At 54.0% G+C, this 18,457-nt stretch carries 13 protein-coding genes; 7 read left to right on the top strand and 6 right to left on the bottom strand.

The window, feature by feature from the left end:
* The first annotated feature begins 108 nt into the window (after nt 1-108).
* Nucleotides 109-1,326 carry a hypothetical protein gene (locus tag DZC79_RS02005; RefSeq protein ID WP_157976858.1) on the top strand — a complete coding sequence of 406 codons (1,218 nt, stop codon included), beginning with the start codon at nt 109-111 and terminating at the stop codon, nt 1,324-1,326.
* 194 nt (nt 1,327-1,520) lie between these two features.
* Nucleotides 1,521-4,832 (top strand): vitamin B12-dependent ribonucleotide reductase, encoded by a 3,312-nt coding sequence (locus tag DZC79_RS02000; protein ID WP_118949861.1) that lies wholly within the window; start codon nt 1,521-1,523, stop codon nt 4,830-4,832.
* A 55-nt stretch (nt 4,833-4,887) separates the two neighbouring features.
* Here DZC79_RS02000 and DZC79_RS01995 read toward each other — a convergent pair whose 3' ends face one another.
* The 5 genes from DZC79_RS01995 to DZC79_RS01975 form a co-directional block, all read right to left on the bottom strand.
* On the bottom strand, nt 4,888-6,417 hold the full coding sequence (locus DZC79_RS01995; RefSeq protein WP_157976857.1) for a c-type cytochrome: 1,530 nt from the start codon (nt 6,415-6,417) through the stop codon (nt 4,888-4,890).
* 36 nt (nt 6,418-6,453) lie between these two features.
* Entirely contained in the window at nt 6,454-8,223 is a 1,770-nt protein-coding gene (locus DZC79_RS01990) for an APC family permease (RefSeq protein ID WP_118949859.1), read from the bottom strand.
* Between the two features lie 139 nt (nt 8,224-8,362).
* Entirely contained in the window at nt 8,363-9,160 is a 798-nt protein-coding gene (locus DZC79_RS01985; protein WP_198666731.1) for a T9SS type A sorting domain-containing protein, read from the bottom strand.
* A 128-nt stretch (nt 9,161-9,288) separates the two neighbouring features.
* A complete protein-coding gene (locus DZC79_RS01980) occupies nt 9,289-10,044 on the bottom strand; it encodes a hypothetical protein (protein WP_118949857.1) in 756 nt (251 codons plus the stop codon).
* Between the two features lie 67 nt (nt 10,045-10,111).
* Complete coding sequence (locus tag DZC79_RS01975) at nt 10,112-11,461, bottom strand: immunoglobulin domain-containing protein (protein WP_157976856.1); 1,350 nt, start codon at nt 11,459-11,461, stop codon at nt 10,112-10,114.
* Between the two features lie 358 nt (nt 11,462-11,819).
* Between DZC79_RS01975 and DZC79_RS01970 the strand changes: the two genes are divergently transcribed.
* The 5 genes from DZC79_RS01970 (at nt 11,820) to DZC79_RS01950 (ending at nt 17,702) form a co-directional block, all read left to right on the top strand.
* The gene (locus tag DZC79_RS01970) at nt 11,820-13,508 is read left to right on the top strand and encodes a tetratricopeptide repeat-containing sensor histidine kinase (RefSeq protein ID WP_118949855.1); all 1,689 of its coding nucleotides are present in this window, start codon (nt 11,820-11,822) and stop codon (nt 13,506-13,508) included.
* 50 nt (nt 13,509-13,558) lie between these two features.
* The gene (locus tag DZC79_RS01965) at nt 13,559-14,281 is read left to right on the top strand and encodes a LytR/AlgR family response regulator transcription factor (RefSeq protein WP_118949854.1); all 723 of its coding nucleotides are present in this window, start codon (nt 13,559-13,561) and stop codon (nt 14,279-14,281) included.
* Between the two features lie 86 nt (nt 14,282-14,367).
* A complete protein-coding gene (hutH, locus tag DZC79_RS01960; protein WP_118949853.1) occupies nt 14,368-15,852 on the top strand; it encodes a histidine ammonia-lyase in 1,485 nt (494 codons plus the stop codon).
* A 26-nt stretch (nt 15,853-15,878) separates the two neighbouring features.
* On the top strand, nt 15,879-17,162 hold the full coding sequence (locus tag DZC79_RS01955) for a UDP-N-acetylmuramoyl-tripeptide--D-alanyl-D-alanine ligase (RefSeq protein WP_118949852.1): 1,284 nt from the start codon (nt 15,879-15,881) through the stop codon (nt 17,160-17,162).
* 15 nt (nt 17,163-17,177) lie between these two features.
* Nucleotides 17,178-17,702, top strand: coding sequence for a hypothetical protein (locus DZC79_RS01950; RefSeq protein WP_157976855.1), 525 nt, complete (start codon nt 17,178-17,180; stop codon nt 17,700-17,702).
* 20 nt (nt 17,703-17,722) lie between these two features.
* Here DZC79_RS01950 and DZC79_RS01945 read toward each other — a convergent pair whose 3' ends face one another.
* On the bottom strand, nt 17,723-18,379 hold the full coding sequence (locus tag DZC79_RS01945; RefSeq protein WP_118949850.1) for a VIT1/CCC1 transporter family protein: 657 nt from the start codon (nt 18,377-18,379) through the stop codon (nt 17,723-17,725).
* Nucleotides 18,380-18,457: the final 78 nt, after the last annotated feature.

The raw sequence follows: 18,457 nt of genomic DNA, 5'->3' as shown, positions 1-18,457 counted from the left end.
CGAATTGCCGCAAATGTAGTATTTTTGGATGCAAAGAAGCTATTCAGACTGGCATTAGGTCTTTAACTTTTTAGAGAAACAACATTAGGAAATTCAAAATACGCTCACATGAAACGCTTATTTTTTGCCGGCCTTGTTATGGCGCTGTTCTCCGGCTCCGCTGCTTTCGCCCAAAGCAACGGCAGCTATGTAGACGACGTCTATTACAACGGTTCCCAGGCGCAGAAAGATGCTAAAGCAGAGGCTAAGAAGCAGAAGAAACAACAGGAGGCGCAGCAGGGCGACGCTGAGTATTACAACAGCTCGAACAGCTACAGCAATGGCGGCTACGACGGCAATGCCCAGGTGTACAACAACTCCTACGGCAACGACGACGACGCTTATATCGACTACGACGATGATTCCTATACTTCCCGTATCCGCAGGTTCTACTACCCTATGGCCTCTGTAGGCTATTGGGGCGGTGTGTATAGTCCCTTCTGGTACGATCCGTTCTATATGAACCCTTACTACGGCTGGGGCGGCTGGTATACTCCCGGCATCAGCATTGGTATTGGCTGGGGCTGGGGCGGTGGTCCTTACTGGAACAACTGCTGGGGCATGAACACCTGGTTCGGCTATGGTGGCTTCGGCTCCTGGTATTACCCCGGTTGGGGCTGGGGCGGCGGTTATGGCCTCGGCTACTGGAACGGCTACTATGCGGGCATCAACGATGGCCGTTATGGCAGCTACGGCCGCAGTGTTAATTACGGTCCCCGCGGCGCCCGCAACGGTATGATGAATGCCGGCGCTTATGGCCGCGCCAGCAATATGCGCGCCATGAACGTGAATGGCAACGGAACCGTAATGCAGCCCATGAGAGGTCGCGGCGGAAACGCTGTTATGATGAACCGCGATAATGCAGTTAGGCTCAACGGCAATACGATGAACAGGGGCGGCATGCAGGTCGACGACCAGCGTGTACGCGCTAACCGCTCATTTGACAATAATAACCAGGCAATCCGGTTGAACGATCGTGGCGCCGCGGAAATAAACCAGGGAGCAGCAGGTGGAAGGCAGCAGATGCAGGAAGCTGCACCGGCACGCCGCGGCGGCTTCTTCGGTAATGTATTCCGTGGCAACAGCTCCGAAAACATGAACCGCGGCAATATGGAACGCGCACAGCCTTCACGCAGCTACAATGTAGAACGCGCGCAACCTTCCCGCAGCTTCAACATGGAGAGAGCACAACCCTCCCGCAGCTTCAGCAGCCCCTCACCGGCACGCAGCAGCGGTGGTGGTTTTGGTGGCGGCGGTGGCGCCCGCATGAGCGGTGGCCGCAGATAAGAACACTTATAAAATGCTTTATAAAAACCACGCCATTCCGGCGTGGTTTTTTCGTTGGGCACGGTGATAAAAGTTCAGATAGCAGACCTGAACTTTATCCACAGGGCTGTGGATATTAAAAAGGACTTTTCCTTAATATCTGCTCTAACTTCGTAAGCACCCGCAATCATTATCTTCAATAAAATCGCGCTCCCATGAGTAAATCCAAGACAACCGACAAAGGCAAAGGCTTATCTTTCCAGCGACACTACAGCCGGGAAGACATTCCCGTTTTTGACCTTTTCCAATATGATTACCGAACTTCTGTGATCCGGAATCCCAACGGGGAGAAGGTATTCGAGATGACCGACGTCGAAGTGCCCAGCCATTGGTCGCAGATCGCTACCGATATCCTGGCCCAGAAATATTTCAGGAAGGCGGGGGTGCCGCAACCGGATGGCAGCCTGGGCCGGGAGACTTCTATTAAGCAGGTAGCGCATCGCCTGGCCGAGTGCTGGCGCAGCTGGGGCTGGAAATATGGCTATTTCGCCTCGGAAAAGGATGCTGCCGTTTTCTATGACGAGCTGGTGTACAGCATCCTGCAGCAAAGCTGCGCGCCCAATTCCCCCCAATGGTTCAATACAGGCCTCTACAATAGCTATGGCATCAACGGGAAGGCCCAGGGTCACTTCTATGTCGACCCGGTTACCGGTAAGCTGGAACGCTCAACAAATGCCTATGAACGCCCCCAACCGCATGCCTGCTTTATTCTCAGCGTCGAAGATGACCTGGTCAACCAGGGTGGCATTATGGACCTCTGGACCCGGGAAGCCCGCATCTTTAAATACGGCAGCGGCGTAGGCACCAATTATTCCAATATCCGCGCGGAAGGAGAAAAGCTCAGCGGCGGCGGTACTTCCAGCGGCCTGATGAGCTTCCTTAAGATCGGCGACCGCGCCGCCGGCGCGATCAAGAGCGGCGGTACCACCCGCCGCGCCGCCAAGATGGTATGCCTCGACCTGGATCATCCCGAAGTGATCGACTTCATCGACTGGAAAGTAGAGGAAGAGAAGAAGGTAGCAGCCCTTATTGCTGCCGGCTATGCTTCCGATTATGAAGGCGAGGCCTACCGCACCGTCTCCGGCCAGAACTCCAACAATTCCGTAAGGGTACCGAATGCCTTCTTCCGCAAGCTGATCAACAACGAGGACTGGACGCTCACCGCCCGCACCGACGGCAGGGTAATGCGCTCCATTCCGGCCAAAGAGATGTGGGAAAAGATCGCCTATGCCGCCTGGCGCTGCGCCGATCCCGGCACACAGTACGACAGCACCATCAACGAATGGCATACCTGCCCCGAAGGCGGCGCCATACGGGCTTCCAATCCCTGCAGCGAATATATGTTCCTCGACAACACCGCCTGCAACCTGGCCTCGCTCAACCTGCGCCGCTTCTTCGACGAGGCCAGCAGCACCTTCGATGTCGCGGGCTTTGAATACATGGTACGCCTGTGGACGGTCGTGCTAGAAATTTCGGTGCTGATGGCCCAGTTCCCCTCTCCCGAGGTAGCGCAGCTCAGTTACGACTACCGCACCCTGGGCCTGGGCTATGCCAACCTCGGCTCCATGCTGATGGTGAGCGGCATTGCCTACGACAGCAATGAGGCAAGGGCTATCGCCGGCGCCATCACCGCCATTATGAACGGCGTGGCTTATAAGACTTCCGCGGAGATGGCACAGCACCTGGGCGCTTTCCCCCGTTATGAAGAAAACAAGAAGCATATGCTGCGGGTGATGCGCAACCACCGCGCCGCGGCCTATGATGCCGGCGATGCTTACGAAGGACTCGAGATCAAGCCCATGGGCATCAACGCACGCTACTGCCCCGATTATCTGCTGAGCGCCGCTACCAAGGCCTGGGACGAAGCGGTACAGATGGGAGAGCAATACGGCTATCGCAACGCACAAGCTACGGTGATCGCACCTACCGGTACGATCGGTCTCGTTATGGATTGCGATACGACCGGTATCGAGCCCGATTTTGCTTTGGTAAAATTCAAAAAATTAAGCGGTGGCGGTTACTTCAAGATCATCAACCAGTCGATCCCTACAGCGCTAAAGAAGCTGGGCTACAAAGCCGATGAGGCCGATGCCATTGTAAAATATGCCAAAGGCCACGGCACCTTTGCCGGTGCGCCATTCATCAACCATCAATCACTCAGTGAGAAAGGATTTATCGCCGAAGAGCTGAAGAAGCTGGACGCTGCTGTAGAAAGCGCTTTCGAGATCAGCTTCGTATTCAATGCCTATACCCTGGGCGAAGAGTGCCTGCAAAGACTGGGCTTCAAACCGGAGCAATATTTTGATTACAACTTCAACCTGCTGGAGGCCCTGGGCTTTACCGAGCAGGAAACAGAAGCGGCCAACGATTACGTTTGCGGCACCATGATGATCGAAGGCGCGCCCCACCTGAAACCCGAGCACCTGCCGGTATTCGACTGCGCCAATAAATGCGGCCGCAAAGGCGAGCGTTATATCCATGCCCATGGCCACATCCGTATGATGGCTGCTACGCAACCTTTTATCAGCGGGGCGATATCCAAAACGATCAACCTTCCGCATGAAGCTACGGTAGAAGAGATCAAGGATTGCTATTTCCTGAGCTGGGAGCTGGGCATCAAAGCCTGTGCCCTTTACCGCGACGGTTCCAAGCTGAGCCAGCCGCTGAGCAATAAGAGCGACAAGAAAAAGAAAGAAGACCCACCGGCCGAAATACCGGCAGCCGAAAGCCACATCGTCGATATGAGCCAGCTCACGATCGAAGACCTGCTGGAAGAAGTGAACAAGCGCGTGCAGGCCAGCCCCGATACCCAACTGAAGCGCCAGCTGTCGCGCATAGTAGAGCGTAAGACGCTGCCGGCCAAACGTCGTGGCTACACCTATAAAGCCAAAGTAGGCGGCCAACCTTTGTTCCTGCGTACCGGCGAGTACAGCGACGGCACGCTGGGCGAGATATTCATCGACATGGCCAAGGAAGGCGCTACCATGCGAAGCCTGCTGAACAGCTTTGCCATAGCCGTTTCTGTAGGAATGCAATATGGCGTACCCTTGGAAGAGTACGTGGATAAGTTCATTTTCACCCGCTTTGAACCCAGCGGTATCGTGGAACATCCCAACATCAAAACGGCTACCTCGGTGCTGGACTTCGTTTTCAGAGCCCTGGCTTATGAATACCTGGACCGCGAAGACCTGGTGCACGTGACCGACGACGAGAAGCTGCCACACCACTCGGACAATACCGCCGGCCAGCAGCTGTCGCAGGTAAGGATCACCGCGCCGCAACCCGCGCTGGTACCGCAAAAGGTGAAAGCCATAGCGCCCAAGCCCGTAGCCACCGAAGCTGATACCAAGAAGCTGATGGGCACCAGCGCCGATGCGCCCGCCTGCAGTAATTGCGGCAATATCACCTTACGCAATGGCACCTGCTATATGTGCCCCAATTGCGGCACTACTACAGGCTGCAGCTAATGTTACTTTTAGTTTGTGTTTGCTTATAAAGGCGCCTTATCCAGGGCGCCTTATCTTATCTCAGCTCTCGTGTGATCGCGGAATCCCCAGCCCCTTCCGGCCGGCTCAGGCAGCCGCAATCCGAGCCTTTAGGTTTCAGCTGCTCCACGTCTTTCAATCGCCTGTCTATTTTCCGGATCGAATCGGCATTACGGGCGTCTTTGGCTTCGATGCTCAGCTGGTTGAAGTCGAGCGCTTTGATCTTCTGGTTCATCGTGGCCTTATCAGTAGCTTCCGGTGTCACGGTGATGTTATTTTCACGGCCGGTTGTAAAGCGGGTCAGGCCGAAAGTGATCTGGTCATCCTTCTCTGTGAAGGCAAGAATAAAGGCCGTTTTACCCTGCGGTAAGGGTAATTGACCATCGTCGGTATAAAAACCATAAGTTGCTGCTTCTCCCTTCAGCAAGCCCCCGCTGACAAACACCCTTGCTCCCGGAATAACGAGATAAATATTGGTATGCCCGCGGTAATTGCCGCCCAGGCTGGCTTTCAGGCTGCTGGGCACAAAGCCGGGAAGGTCTGCCAGGAAGGCATCCACATTGTACCAGCCGAATATGTTGATCTCGAATTGATAATAGGTGCTGTAATCTGCTTTAGGCACAACAAGGTTGCCCGGCGCTTCAAAAGTATGGTACAGGCTATCGGTGTAGCGATACACGACTTCCGGACCATTCTGTGTGATCAGGTCCTGCCGCTTCCCTTCCAGCGCCGCCTTCATTTTAAAATAAGTGCTGCAGCTGTCGAAACTGGCCTTAAAATCGGGATAGTCGGCAGGATTCAGGTATTTGCTTTCCTGGTCGATGTAACGGTACAGGCTCTCCAGCTCTGCATCGGTAAGCGTAGGAAAGGCCGTCATTGCGGTCTTATTCCAACGCTCGTAGAGACAATTGGCGAGCGGGTCGCCCTCTGCGATCAGCTTCGCGCTGTTATGGATAAATTGCTTCAGCCATTTCCGGTCGCGGCGCTGTGGAATGAAAGCCAATGAAGGCCCCGTAAGATCTTTAACAGGATTATGGCAGGAGCCGCAATTGTTCTCAAACAAGGCCTTCCCTGCAGCAATGGTATCGAAAACCTTCGGCGCCGTCAGCGGTTGCGGGTCTACCCAATCAATACGGCCATCGTTATCTTCTTTACCCTTAAACAATTGCATATTCTGATCGGCATGCTGCGAGGGCATTCCTATCTGCAAGGCTTTTACAATGCGCGCCTCCTTGTCCCCGGCTTTAATGCTGATCATGCCGCCGCTGCTCAGTGGACGGTCGCCGCTTTTTGTCGTCAGCCCCGCCCTTACCATATCTTCTATACTATATGCCTCCTGTACAGCCAGCCGTACGGTCTTTTTACTGCCCGCGACGATAGCGCCTGCAGGAATCCTGATCTCGGCGCCCTTTGCGGTATGCAGCAAGGTGTCCCGGGTAAGATCGATATCGTAATAATTCGTTTCAAGATTACCGGTATTCAGCCAGGAAGACAAAAAGACGCCTTCTTCCGTACAGCCGGAACCCAGGCATAAACAGATAAGAAGGGGTAGCAGATATTTTTTCACGGACCGATGTTTCTGCTCAGGATGCAGGCGACAAGCTTATTCCACAACCTTCCCCCGATTTAATTTGCTGTTTTTATAGCCATACAGGAAATAGACCACCAGGCCCAATACCAGCCAGCCAATGAACCAGACCCAATTGCTTTTGCTCATACCGGTCAGCAGATAAGAACAGGTAATGATCCCCATCAAAGGAATCAGGGAATATTGCTTCATAAAGGAAAACACGGCCAGTATGACTGCGAAGAGCCAGAAAATGATCAGGGAGATCTGCGGTACAGCTATATCCCAAAAGCTCGTTTTCCCCGCGACATAATCGGGGATACCGGAATAATCGAAGCGCAGCAGGTCGCCGAAGTAAGCAGGATTAAAAAACCAGGCCAGCAGGATGGCGAGCAGCACGATAAAGGGAAAGATGAAACGGCCGTTGATATAGGGTAGCTGGAAACGCCCGGCCACCTTATCTTTACGGGGAATGAGCAAAACACCGCCGCAGACCAGCACAAAGGCAAACAAAGTGGCAATGCTGGTAAAGTCGAGCACAAAGGTCTTATCGGTAAATAAGATAGGTATGCCCACCACCAGGCCGGTAACGATAGTAGAAAAGGAAGGCGTCTTGTGCCGCGGGTGGATTCGTTGGAATACAGGCGGGAGCAGGCCGTCGCGGCTCATGCTCATCCATATGCGGGGCTGTCCCATCTGGAACACCAGCAGCACGCTGGTCATGGCAATTACTGCCGTTACCGCCACGAAGAACTGCATCCAGCCTACATTGAGGTGCTCCGGCTCGAAGATAAAGGCCAGCGGATCGCCCACCCCATCGAAGCTGCGGTAATCTACTGCACCGGTAAGCACGAGGGTAAGCAGGATATAGATAATGGTACAGGATACCAGCGACAGGATCATTCCCCGGGGCAGGTCGCGTTGGGGATTCTTGCTTTCCTCGGCAAGCACGCTCACAGCATCGAAGCCGATATAAGCAAAGAACACGCCGCTTACCGCCATCATTACAGCGCCAAAGCCGTTAGGCATAAAAGAGTGGTCGCCGGCCTTACCTGATGGGTTCCAGTTGGCGGTAAGATCATGAGCAAACACCAGGTAACCGCCCACAACAATGATCAGCAGCACCACCGCCAGCTTCAGCACAACCATGAGGTTGCTGAAATTCCGGCTTTCCTTTACCCCTATAAAGACCAGGTAGGTGATCAGCACATTAATGATCAGGGCAGGCACATCGAGGATGATACGCAAGCCGCCCACTATTGGTGCGTTGTTCCAGGCTTCCAGTATCTCCTTGTTGATCGTGCCGCGGGCCACGGCATGCTTGGCCTCCATATAGCTGGTCGACAGGTATGCCGGCATATGGATATGCATTTTGCCCAGCAGCGAGGTAAAGTAATCGCTCCAGCTGTAGGCCACATAAATATTACCGATCGAATATTCCATGATCAGCGCCCAGCCGATCATCCAGGCAAAAAGCTCGCCGAAGCTGGCATAGGAATAGGTATAGGCGCTGCCGGCTACCGGTATGCGGCTGGCAAATTCAGAATAGCACATTGCAGTGAAGGCACAGGCAATCGCCGTAATCACAAACAGTACTACAACACCCGGGCCGCCATGGAAAATAGCGCCGCCGAGACTGCTAAAACTGCCGGCGCCCAGGATGGCGGCGATCCCGAAAAAAGTAAGATCTCTTACCGTAAGCACTCTCTTAAGACCACCGGCATGCCCTTCGCTATCGCCCAGCCCTTGCTCAGCATCTTTGATTATGGTACCAATGGACTTCTTCCGGAATAAGGGATGAGGCATATAAATATTGTGATTACGGGCTAAAAATAAAAAAAGAAGTTCCATTTATGACGAAAACGGAACTTCTTTTAAGATTTGCAGCAAATAAAAGCCGGGAGCAGCCTTTATACCCGGAATAAAAACCAACCTCTTGCTGCTATTATTTTTTATGAATTTTTATCGTGCATCCGCTGCCGTCATGCTCCAGCAGATCCACGATGTACATGCCCTGGGCATAGGCGCTGATATCGATATCAAATGCAGTCTTGCTCACTACCGTACGGTACATCTCCCGTCCGGTGGCATCGTATATCTTCAGCGCATAGATACGCTTATTGTTGACGGTAACGTGCAGGATCTGGTCTGCAGGATTGGGATAGAGTATGGCACAGTCGACGATCAGCTCCAGGTATACGGTAGCCTCATTGGCCAGCCTGCCGTCCACGTCTTTCACACGGTAAGTAAACCTGTCGGTGCCGATGATTGTGGTTGAGGGTTTATAAACGATATAGCCTTGCTCCCAGGAGGTAAGGGTACCAATGGAGGGCGGCGAAACAATAGCAAAGGTATTCCTGTCGAAAGGCGCGCACAGGGGCTGATCATTGGCCAGCGCATCGAAAGACACCGGCTTGCCCAGCGGGGCTATGATATGATCGTCGACGGTCTGTGGCGACGTGACAAAGACCCTGATATCGCCCGACCGGTCCATACAGACACCCTTTCCAGAATAGGCCCGCAGGTAGAACAGCCCTCCTTCAAGGTATACAAGCGTATCCTTGTTGGCTCCCATGACCGGCATATCGTTGCGAAACCACTGCAGGCTGTCCGCATAAAGCACTTCGGCGCTCATGGTCACGGTATCGCCCACACACATCGTCACCTCCTTATCAGGGGTGCTTTGTGCGCGAACGGTGTAACAGCCGAGCAGCAGAAGACATAAGCATAGAAGTCGGAGCATCATTGCTGGATTTAGCATCAGTTCAACTGTAAACTAACCAGGAGGAAGGGCCGCGCACAACTGGCAAAGGCGCTCCCATATACCTCCCGGAATTTTTCTTCGAGCAGCCTGGCTGACGAAATTACCTGCTACTGGAACGTGGTCGTTACGTTCACGTTCTGTATAGAAGGCTGTGGTGTAACATCCACTGTAATGCTTTTGGTTACCGAACAGGTGCCGGTAGCCGATGCCCCTACACCCAGAGAATACGTGCCGAGGCTATATGCTACTGTATTGGAATAAGGATAGGAGCCAGGGCCAGCCGAAATGAGCGACGATCCGGGTATGGTATAGGTCTGTCCTGTGGGCGTGCCTCCCGGCGTACCGGCAGGGCTCGGCGCTGTATTTACCCAGGAGTAAGCCAGCGACACATAGGCTGGGAGGCCGGTCAGGCTGGGCGGGTTCGTGGTATTGTTGGCGGTGACATTGCTGGCCAGCACGATGTTGGTCGGTATGCTGCCGACGCAATAGAACACAGCGCCGCTGTCGATGGCTACATTAAAAGCCGGCAGCGCATAAACAATCTTATAAAACGTATCGGACGAACAGGTAGCCCCGCCGGTGGAATCGACGATCAGCTTATAGATCAGCCGTACCGGCGTATTGCTTGGTACATTGGTAACACCGGAAGCAGTACCTGGTATAGTATAGGTAGCGGTGTTACCTACCTGGCTATTGGCTTCATCGAGCCAGCGGAAAGTGTACCCTGTAGTATTTTGCGCTGCAAGCACTACCTGTGTACCGCTACACACATAGGAGGTATCGTAGCGGGCGGCATGAAGGCCCAGCGTGCCTGTCAGCAACAGCAGGGCCAGGATAATCGGTTTGAGGATGTTCTTGTTCATAAATCTGTTTTAGTTTGTGTTGGAAAAAGGTTGTGTTGATTTGTTTATTCCGGTTAGATGATCCGGGTTATTGAAAACTGGTTGATGGCGGCGATGGATGCGGTGTAGGCTGTATGACCAGTGTGAACAGATAGCTGCGCGTGCAGGTATTGGCTCCGGTCAGCGTCAGCGTGCCTGCATAAGATTGCGGCGCAGCATTTCCCGGTATGGTGATATTGAACGGACTTGCAGGGAAAGCAGTATTCGGCACATTGGTGAAGCCGGCTGACAGCGCCCCGGCGCTCCAGGCGATGCTGTAGATCGAAGGACTGTTTATCGCGGCTGTATAGTTAAGCTGGGCTTGTGTTCTGGACTGGCACAGGTAAAACGGGGAGGTGAATGTAATGCCGGGGAGGGGCCTTACATTCACCTGCACCAGGGTACGCACGCTGCTGACGCAGCCGCTCGAGGCCCGGTAGGCGTCTACATAGTACCGGGTTGTATCGGCGAGCCCCGGCGTGGTATAGCTGCTTCCCGTAAAGAAGCTGGCTCCTCCTGAAGGATCCGTATACCAGCGATAGACCGCACCGGTATCGGAGCCCGTGACATTCAGCGTCGTTGTGCCGCCGCTGCAGATCGCCGGTACTCCCGCAAAGCCCGGCGCCGCAGGCAAAGGCCTTACAGTGACGGTAACTGCCGTGCGGCCCGAACGGTAGGCTGTGGCGCTGCTGCTTTCACAGGCTTCTACATAATAGACCTTGGTAGCAGACAAGCCACTTACTGCGAAAGTAGTACTGGCGCTACCCTGGAGCTGAGTACCTCCTGTAAGCGAATCATACCAGCGGTAAGTATAACCGACCTGCGGATTGGTGATCGTAAGCGTGGTGCTCACACCGCTGCAGATGGTCTGATCAGACACTACCGGCGCCTTGATGAAGAATGCATAATACAGCTTTGCTGATAGCGCTACACCAAGCACTGTATTCACCTGCAGGTATACGCCATCATTAGCCGCACCGGCCACACCGGGTATGGGCAGCACCACTTCGGGCGAAGAACCAGCATTGGCCAGGTTCAGCAGATCCAGCAACGTGCCCGCCGTATAAGAAGGCCCTACCGGGTTATTGATACCGCCATTCGTCCGCTGCAGAATAATGCCGTTGACCAGCCCCAGCACAGCGCTGCTCGAGCCGAAGCGCACCATCATGGGCGAAGTGGGTAAAGGTAAGGAGCCCGCCTGTGTAAAACGGAGGTTTTGTGTCGCCGAAAGCAGGCCCAACGCACCCAGTGTTACGCTCAGCGTGGAAAAATTGCTGGTATCGACATCCGTTGCTCTGGTTGGATTAGTAATTGAACCGAAGAGTGTGTTCGCGGTCGTCTGGTCATCCGCATATACCCTTTGCGCCTTAGCCGCCTTTATGTCTGCGAGAGAGCACAATAAAAATAACCCGCACGCGTATAGAAGCGTAACGATATTATTTCTAAGTTTAGAGAAGTAAAGTTCGCCCATGCCCTTGCAGAATACACCTGCTTTTGTTAATTTTGTTAAAGAAAACTATAAGTATTATACAATAATTACCAACTAGTAGTAATAATTATGATTTATTGTGTATAGTTTTATTTTTATAAACCTTAAAATGAATTACTTATAAAAAATCATCATTTTATACTACAAAAATAGGAGCAGGTGCTCATACGAAAAATCATTGCACCTACCTTTGTGCATGAACAACAGATTTTTGTCCTTCAAAAGCAGGACACAAACGAGATCTTAGCCCTATAATTACTGAATAACCGTGTTCCGAATACTGATCTTATCTGCACTGCTGCTGCTTTCTGTTCCACTGGTAAAAGCCCAGGACGGCTTCCTGTCCGACTATGCCAAAGAACAGCTCAGCGGGATACCTCCCGAGCAGCAGGATTCGTTCTACCTGGTGCAGGGACGGTACTACTATGCTTTTTATACCCGAGAGAGCTACCGGCGCGCTATGGAATGCTACCTGGAAGCCTTGCGGCTGGCCATCCAGTACAAGCATAAGGCCATCATGTACCAATGCTACTTCGGTATCGGTTCGGTATATGATGCCAACAATAACCTGCCACAGGCAGTACGCTATTACAAAATGCACTACGATGGCGTGCTGCAGGCCCGGCCATTCAATGCCACCAATGTGCTGCGCGCGACCTACAACATTGCCGCATCATATGCGAAAGCCGGCGACACGGCAAATGCCAGCCACTACACGCTTAAGATGGGCCAGATGCTGGACTGGCTTACCGATTCGACCACCAAACACCGCTATTCCCTGCTGATCGCCCACCTGTTCTCTATAACCGGCCAGCAGGACGACTTCCTGAAATACTTTGCCCAGATACAGGACCGCAACGATTTCAGCGACGGAGAGCTGGCCTATGGCCGGCTTTTTGCCGAAGAAAAAAGCCGCTATGCCCTGCTTAAAGGCCAGAAGGACCAGGTGATCCCACCCTTGCTCAACGAGCTGGCACATACCAAAGATTCCATCCCCCTGCTGAACCTGCTGCACAAGTCCTATGCACGGCTGGGGCAGTATAAGGAGGCTTACGAGGTAGAGCAGCTGCTGGTGGATGCCGACATGCGCAGCATGGATCGCGCCACCTACGGAGACATCAATTACCGGTTGCTGGAAGCCGACAACCTGCTGAAGCAAAGGGAAAATGCCGAGCTGCAACTCAATGGGCAGGAGCTGCAATGGCAGTCATCGCTGCTCTATGCGCTGGCCGCATTGCTGACCACCGGTCTTGTCATTACCCTGATCCTGTACCGCCGCTTCCGCAACCGCAACCGGATCACCACCGAGGAGAATAAGGAGATCAGGGAACATGATGAAAGCAACAGCCTGATGCTGAAAGAAATTCATCATCGTGTCAAGAACAACCTGCAGATCATCAGCAGTATGGTAGAGATGCAGCTGAACAAGCCGGGGAACGATCTTTATTTTTCCATGCGGGAGATACAGACCAAAATGCGCACCCTGGCTATTGCGCACCAGATGATGTATGAAGGCGAGGAAATGAAGGAAGTGGATATGCAGGCCTATTTTGAGAATATGGTTGTAATGACGCTGGAGCTGCTGGCCTCCTCCTCAAACCCTGTAGAGCAGCGGATACAGATGCACGACAACAAGCTGGGGCTGGAAAAGCTGATTATCCTCGCCCTGGCAGTGAACGAAATGCTCATCAATAGCCTCAAACACGTGCTGCCTTATGTGGGTGGCTGCTACATCGCCATGGAGTGCCGGCTGATCGACGGGGAATACCATTTCACCTACAGCGACAATGGCCCGGAAGCCGCCGCAGAAGGCAATGTAGCCACGATAACAGGAACGGGCATCCGGCTGATCCATAAGCTGGCCAAGCAAATGGATGCCAAAATACTGGTGGAGAAAGAACAGTCGGGCAAGATCCAGTACCTGATGATCTTTAGTAAGACCAATAAGCGCCAATAAACAGTAACCGGAGTACACGACGAACCAAGACCAAACCCAACCGGCATTTTATGAGAATCCTGATCCTTGAGGATGAGGCGATCATCGCTGAAAGCCTCTACCAGCTGCTGAACCTGCTTGAATATTCCCCTTATGAGCCTGTAGACAACCCGGATGATGCTATAGCCATGATCCGGAGCTTTTCTCCCAACCTGGTGCTGCTCGACCTTAACCTGAGCCATAACCGGTCGGGGCTGGAAGTTGCCGCTTACCTGTATGAGCACAAGCTCAATATCCCCTTTATCGTACTGACGGCGCACAGCGATGCTGGTACCATTGCTTCTGTAAAAAAATATCATCCCGCGGCTTTCCTGGTGAAACCCTTCATGCGGGAATCCCTGTTTGCCGCGATCGAGCTGGCCATTCCCGATACGGAAGAGGCAGCCAATATCAGCGACCAGGACTGCGAGCTGTTCCTGAAGACCGGCACGCGCTATGAAAAGCTGGACCTGAGATCGCTGGCTTATGTGAAAGCCAATGGTAAATATACCGAGCTGCATTTTACCTTCGGTAAAAGGCTGATCCGCATGCCGCTGTCCACTTTTATCCAGGAAAACAACAACAATGTGCAGTTCCTGAGAGTGCATAAAACCTATGCCGTCAATCCCGAATTCATTACCTCTTTTACAGCCGACGAGCTGTTGCTGGCCAACAGCCGGATACCGATAGGCCGCTTCTTCATGCCCGGCGTCAACAATTACCTGCGGACCCGGTCCTTCGGCAGGAAGAAATGAAACATGGGGCAGCGCCTCCCAGATGTTCCGGTAGCCTTAAATGAAGGAGAATAGATTTATCTTTGCGCTCCTACAATAACGCATTTATGGAACTATCGGCGCATTTTACCATAGCCAACCTCAAAGAAACTTTAAACGAAAAAATATCGCTCAGCGCTTCCGACCTGGAAAAGGTGAGGGCCAACAGGAATTACCTGGACAATAAGATCGCCGGCGGCGGTACCTATTATGGCATCAATACCGGCTTCGGCTCGCTCTGCAACGTGCGTATCGACGACGATCAGCTGAAAGCCCTGCAGGAAAACCTGGTTACCTCTCACTCCTGCGGCTTCGGCGACGAGGTGCCGGAGGCTATCGTAAAGCTGATGCTGCTGCTTAAGATACGTGGCTTGGCCCAGGGCTTCAGCGGTATCCATGAAGACACTCTGCAAAGGCTGGTGGCTTTTTATAATGAAGATATTCTCCCCGTAGTATACGAGCAGGGCTCGCTCGGCGCCTCCGGCGATCTCGCGCCGCTGGCGCATCTCAGCCTCCCCCTGCTGGGCAAAGGTGAAGTGCGCTGGCAAAATAAAAAGACGGCCTCCGGAGCGGCGCTGGCTCACTACGGTCTCGAAGCCCTTCCCCTGCATGCCAAGGAAGGACTGGCACTGCTCAACGGCACACAGTTCATGAGCAGCTATGCCAGCTGGGCGCTGCTACAGGCCGGTCGCCTGCAGCGCTGGGCCGACGTGATCGCCGCCTTGTCGCTGGAAGCTTTCGACGGCAAAGCGGAACCTTTTTCCCATCCCATCCACCGAGTACGCCCGCATGCCGGACAGATCGAAACGGCAGCTGCAGTGCGCGAGCTGCTGCAGGGCAGCGCCTTACAGCAACATGTAAAAACACAAGTGCAGGATCCTTACTCTTTCCGCTGCGTACCCCAGGTGCACGGCGCTACCAAAGACGTGATCCGTCATATCACGGAGGTGGTGGAGACCGAGATCAATTCGGTGACGGACAATCCCATTGTTTTCGAAGAAGAAGACCAGATCCTCAGCGGCGGCAATTTCCACGGACAACCCCTGGCGCTGCATCTCGACTTCTTTGCCATCGCTATGGCCGAGCTGGCCAACATTTCTGAACGGAGGACCTATCTCCTGGTGAGCGGCCAGAGAGGCCTGCAGCCTTTCCTGGCAAAGAATGCAGGATTGCACAGCGGCTTTATGATCGCACAATATACTGCGGCCGCCATCGTGAGCCAGAACAAGCAGCTGTGCACACCGGCATCTGTCGACAGCATCGTGAGCAGCAACGGCCAGGAAGATCATGTAAGCATGGGTGCCAATGCAGCCACCAAACTGAAGAAGGTGATCGAAAATGTACAGCGTGTGCTGGCCATCGAGTTGCTCTGTGCAGCCCAGGCTATGGATTTCCGCCGGCCGGGCCTCAGCTCGCCTGCGCTGGAAAACCTGCTGACAGCTTTCCGGAAAGAAGTGTCTTTCAACGATGCCGACCGGGTGCTGCACGAAGACATGATGAAAGCAGAACGTTTCCTCAACCAGGACGCCGACCCGCTGCTGCAGCCGGCTTAATTCAACCCTCAACGTAAGAGCGATCTATGTCCATTCAGGAATTATATGAGCTGTACCTCGGCTATCCCCATGTACAGACCGACAGCCGGAAAGTGAAGCCGGGCGAGCTTTTCTTCGCGCTCAAAGGCGATCGCTTCAACGGCAATGCCTTCGCCGCCCGGGCCCTTGCTGATGGCGCGGCTTATGCCATCGTCGACGAAGCGGCTTATGCTACGGAGGATCGTTGCATCCTGGTCGACGATGCGCTGAGCACCCTGCAGCAGCTGGCACATCATCACCGCCTTCAGCTGGATATTCCCGTCGTTGGCGTAACCGGCTCCAATGGCAAGACCACGACCAAGGAGCTGCTGGTAGCTGTGCTGTCGCGCCGGTACAAGACCTATGCGACAGAAGGTAACCTAAACAATCATATCGGCGTTCCGCTTACCTTGCTGAAAATAAGACCTGATGCCGGGATGGCCATTATCGAAATGGGGGCCAACCATATCGGTGAGATCGCGGCGTACTGCCGCATTGCCAATCCCGATTACGGGCTCATTACCAATTGCGGCAAAGCGCACCTGGAAGGCTTCGGCAGCATGGAAGGCGTGCGTAAAGCCAAGGGTGAGCTGTACGACCACCTGCGTGCCTTTGATGGAACCATATTCCGGAACGCTGACCTGGACTACCTGAAGGATATGGCTAAAGGTATAGAGAAGCAGATCACCTATGGCACGGCTAACGCACAGATCATCGGTAAAGCGACCGGCGACGGCGCCCTGCTGCAGGTGACCCTGCTGACTTCACAGCTGGAAACGCAGATACAGACACAGCTTGTAGGTGCTTACAACCTGCCCAATGTGCTGGCGGCGGTAGCGGTAGGCCATCATTTCGATGTCCCTGTAGAAGACATTAAAGCGGCGCTTGAGACCTACCTGCCTTCCAACAGCCGTTCCCAATGGCTGGAGAAAGGCGACAACAAGATCATTCTTGATGCCTATAACGCCAACCCTTCGAGCATGAAGCTGGCGGTAGAGAACCTGGCCGCATTGCCCGGCGACAACAAATGGCTGCTGCTGGGCGCTATGAAAGAAATGGGACAGGAATCCGCAGCCGAGCACCAGGCCCTGGCCGACCTGATTGGCGCGCACGGTTTCCGCAATGTGATCCTGACCGGGCCGGAATTCGCAGAGACGCAGCACACCTATCTTTGGTTTGCCGATTCGGCCCAGGCCCGGGACTACCTGCAGCTGCATCCTATACACCAGGCGCTGGTGCTCATCAAAGGTTCAAGAGGCTCCCGCATGGAGCTGGTATTGGAGGCATTTTAACCAGAAGAAAAATTTATGAAAGTACTTTCCTTTTTATTGCTGTGTTTTGCCGGATACTTACCGGCAGCATTGGCACAGCACAAAGTAAAGCTGGACAGCAGGGCCAGCGTGGTGTTCCCGGGTAAAACGCAGGAGATGCAGGGCGCTACAGGCCCCATTACGTTTAGTACGCTCGACGACAGGCAGAAGGTTACCGGTATGGCTACCGTGATCGACGCTACACAGTTCGGCGTGGATTCTGCCACGATCGCAGCGAACTACAACAACAGCGGTTTCATCGAGCTGATCCTGCAAGGTCTGCTGGGACAGTATCCCGGCGTGGAAGTGATATCGCGCAAGAAAATTGCCCGGGGCAGCCAGATGGGCTATGAGCTGGCTTTGCAAAAGGATAAGCCCGACCAGGCCGTACCCTACAAGAACCTGTATACCCAGGTCTTGTTTGCCGGCGCCAATATTTATGCGCTTACAGTGCTGGCAGAAGAAGGCGCCGATGCCAGTGCAGAGAAAGAACAATTCTTCAGCTCGCTGAAGATCGATTGATCACCTGGCAGTAGCGCCGCTTATTTTGAAGGCAGCAACAGCAGCAGGATCGCCAGTACGGCCAGGCTGGCCACCACTCCCGAAAACAGCTGTATCAACGCGTAACGCAGTGCCGGCTTGCCGATCACACGCCCTTTGCACCAGCCCGCCAGGAACAGCAGCAGCCATACCGCCGGCAACACAGGCCACCGGTAAGGCAATAGGGTGCTCAGGCCTGCAAAGCAGAGTGCCACCAGCACGCCGCCGGCCAGGAAGCCTCCGGCCGTTTGCAGCCCGCCGCCGCGGGCACGTCCGGCGTCGTACATTTCCCAGCCCAGGCCGTGCTCCCGTATCTCTTCCAGCCACTGTTCCCGCTCGACAGCCATCTTATCCTTCATTTCGCTGGTCAGCTGCGGATCGATACCGATCGCGTGCATCAGCGAAATTTCCGTTTCCGCTTCGGCAGCGCCCAGCTCAGGATGATGGTGCCGGATCTCTTCCTTCTCGCCCAACATCCGCGCCAGGCCAAAGGCCAGCGCCCCCAGCGAGGCTGCCCCGATACCGGCAGACAGCGTATACACCACGGACAGCGACAAGGCCCATGCCGCCACCATTACGGTAAACGGCAGCAGCATGCCATCGGATATGCCGGTAACGAAGTTAACAAGGAACAAAGGCGATTTTTTCAGGGCGGCCATAGCACAAATATAGGCACTGCCCTGCTATCCTGCTCCCGCTCCGGCCTTGTTGCTTGCCGGCGCTACTATCGCTGAAAG

This window comes from Taibaiella helva, from assembly GCF_003545695.1.
GTDB classification, from domain to species: domain Bacteria; phylum Bacteroidota; class Bacteroidia; order Chitinophagales; family Chitinophagaceae; genus Taibaiella; species Taibaiella helva.
Note: the sequence above shows the minus strand (reverse complement) of the source record. Positions and strands in the feature narration are given on the sequence as shown.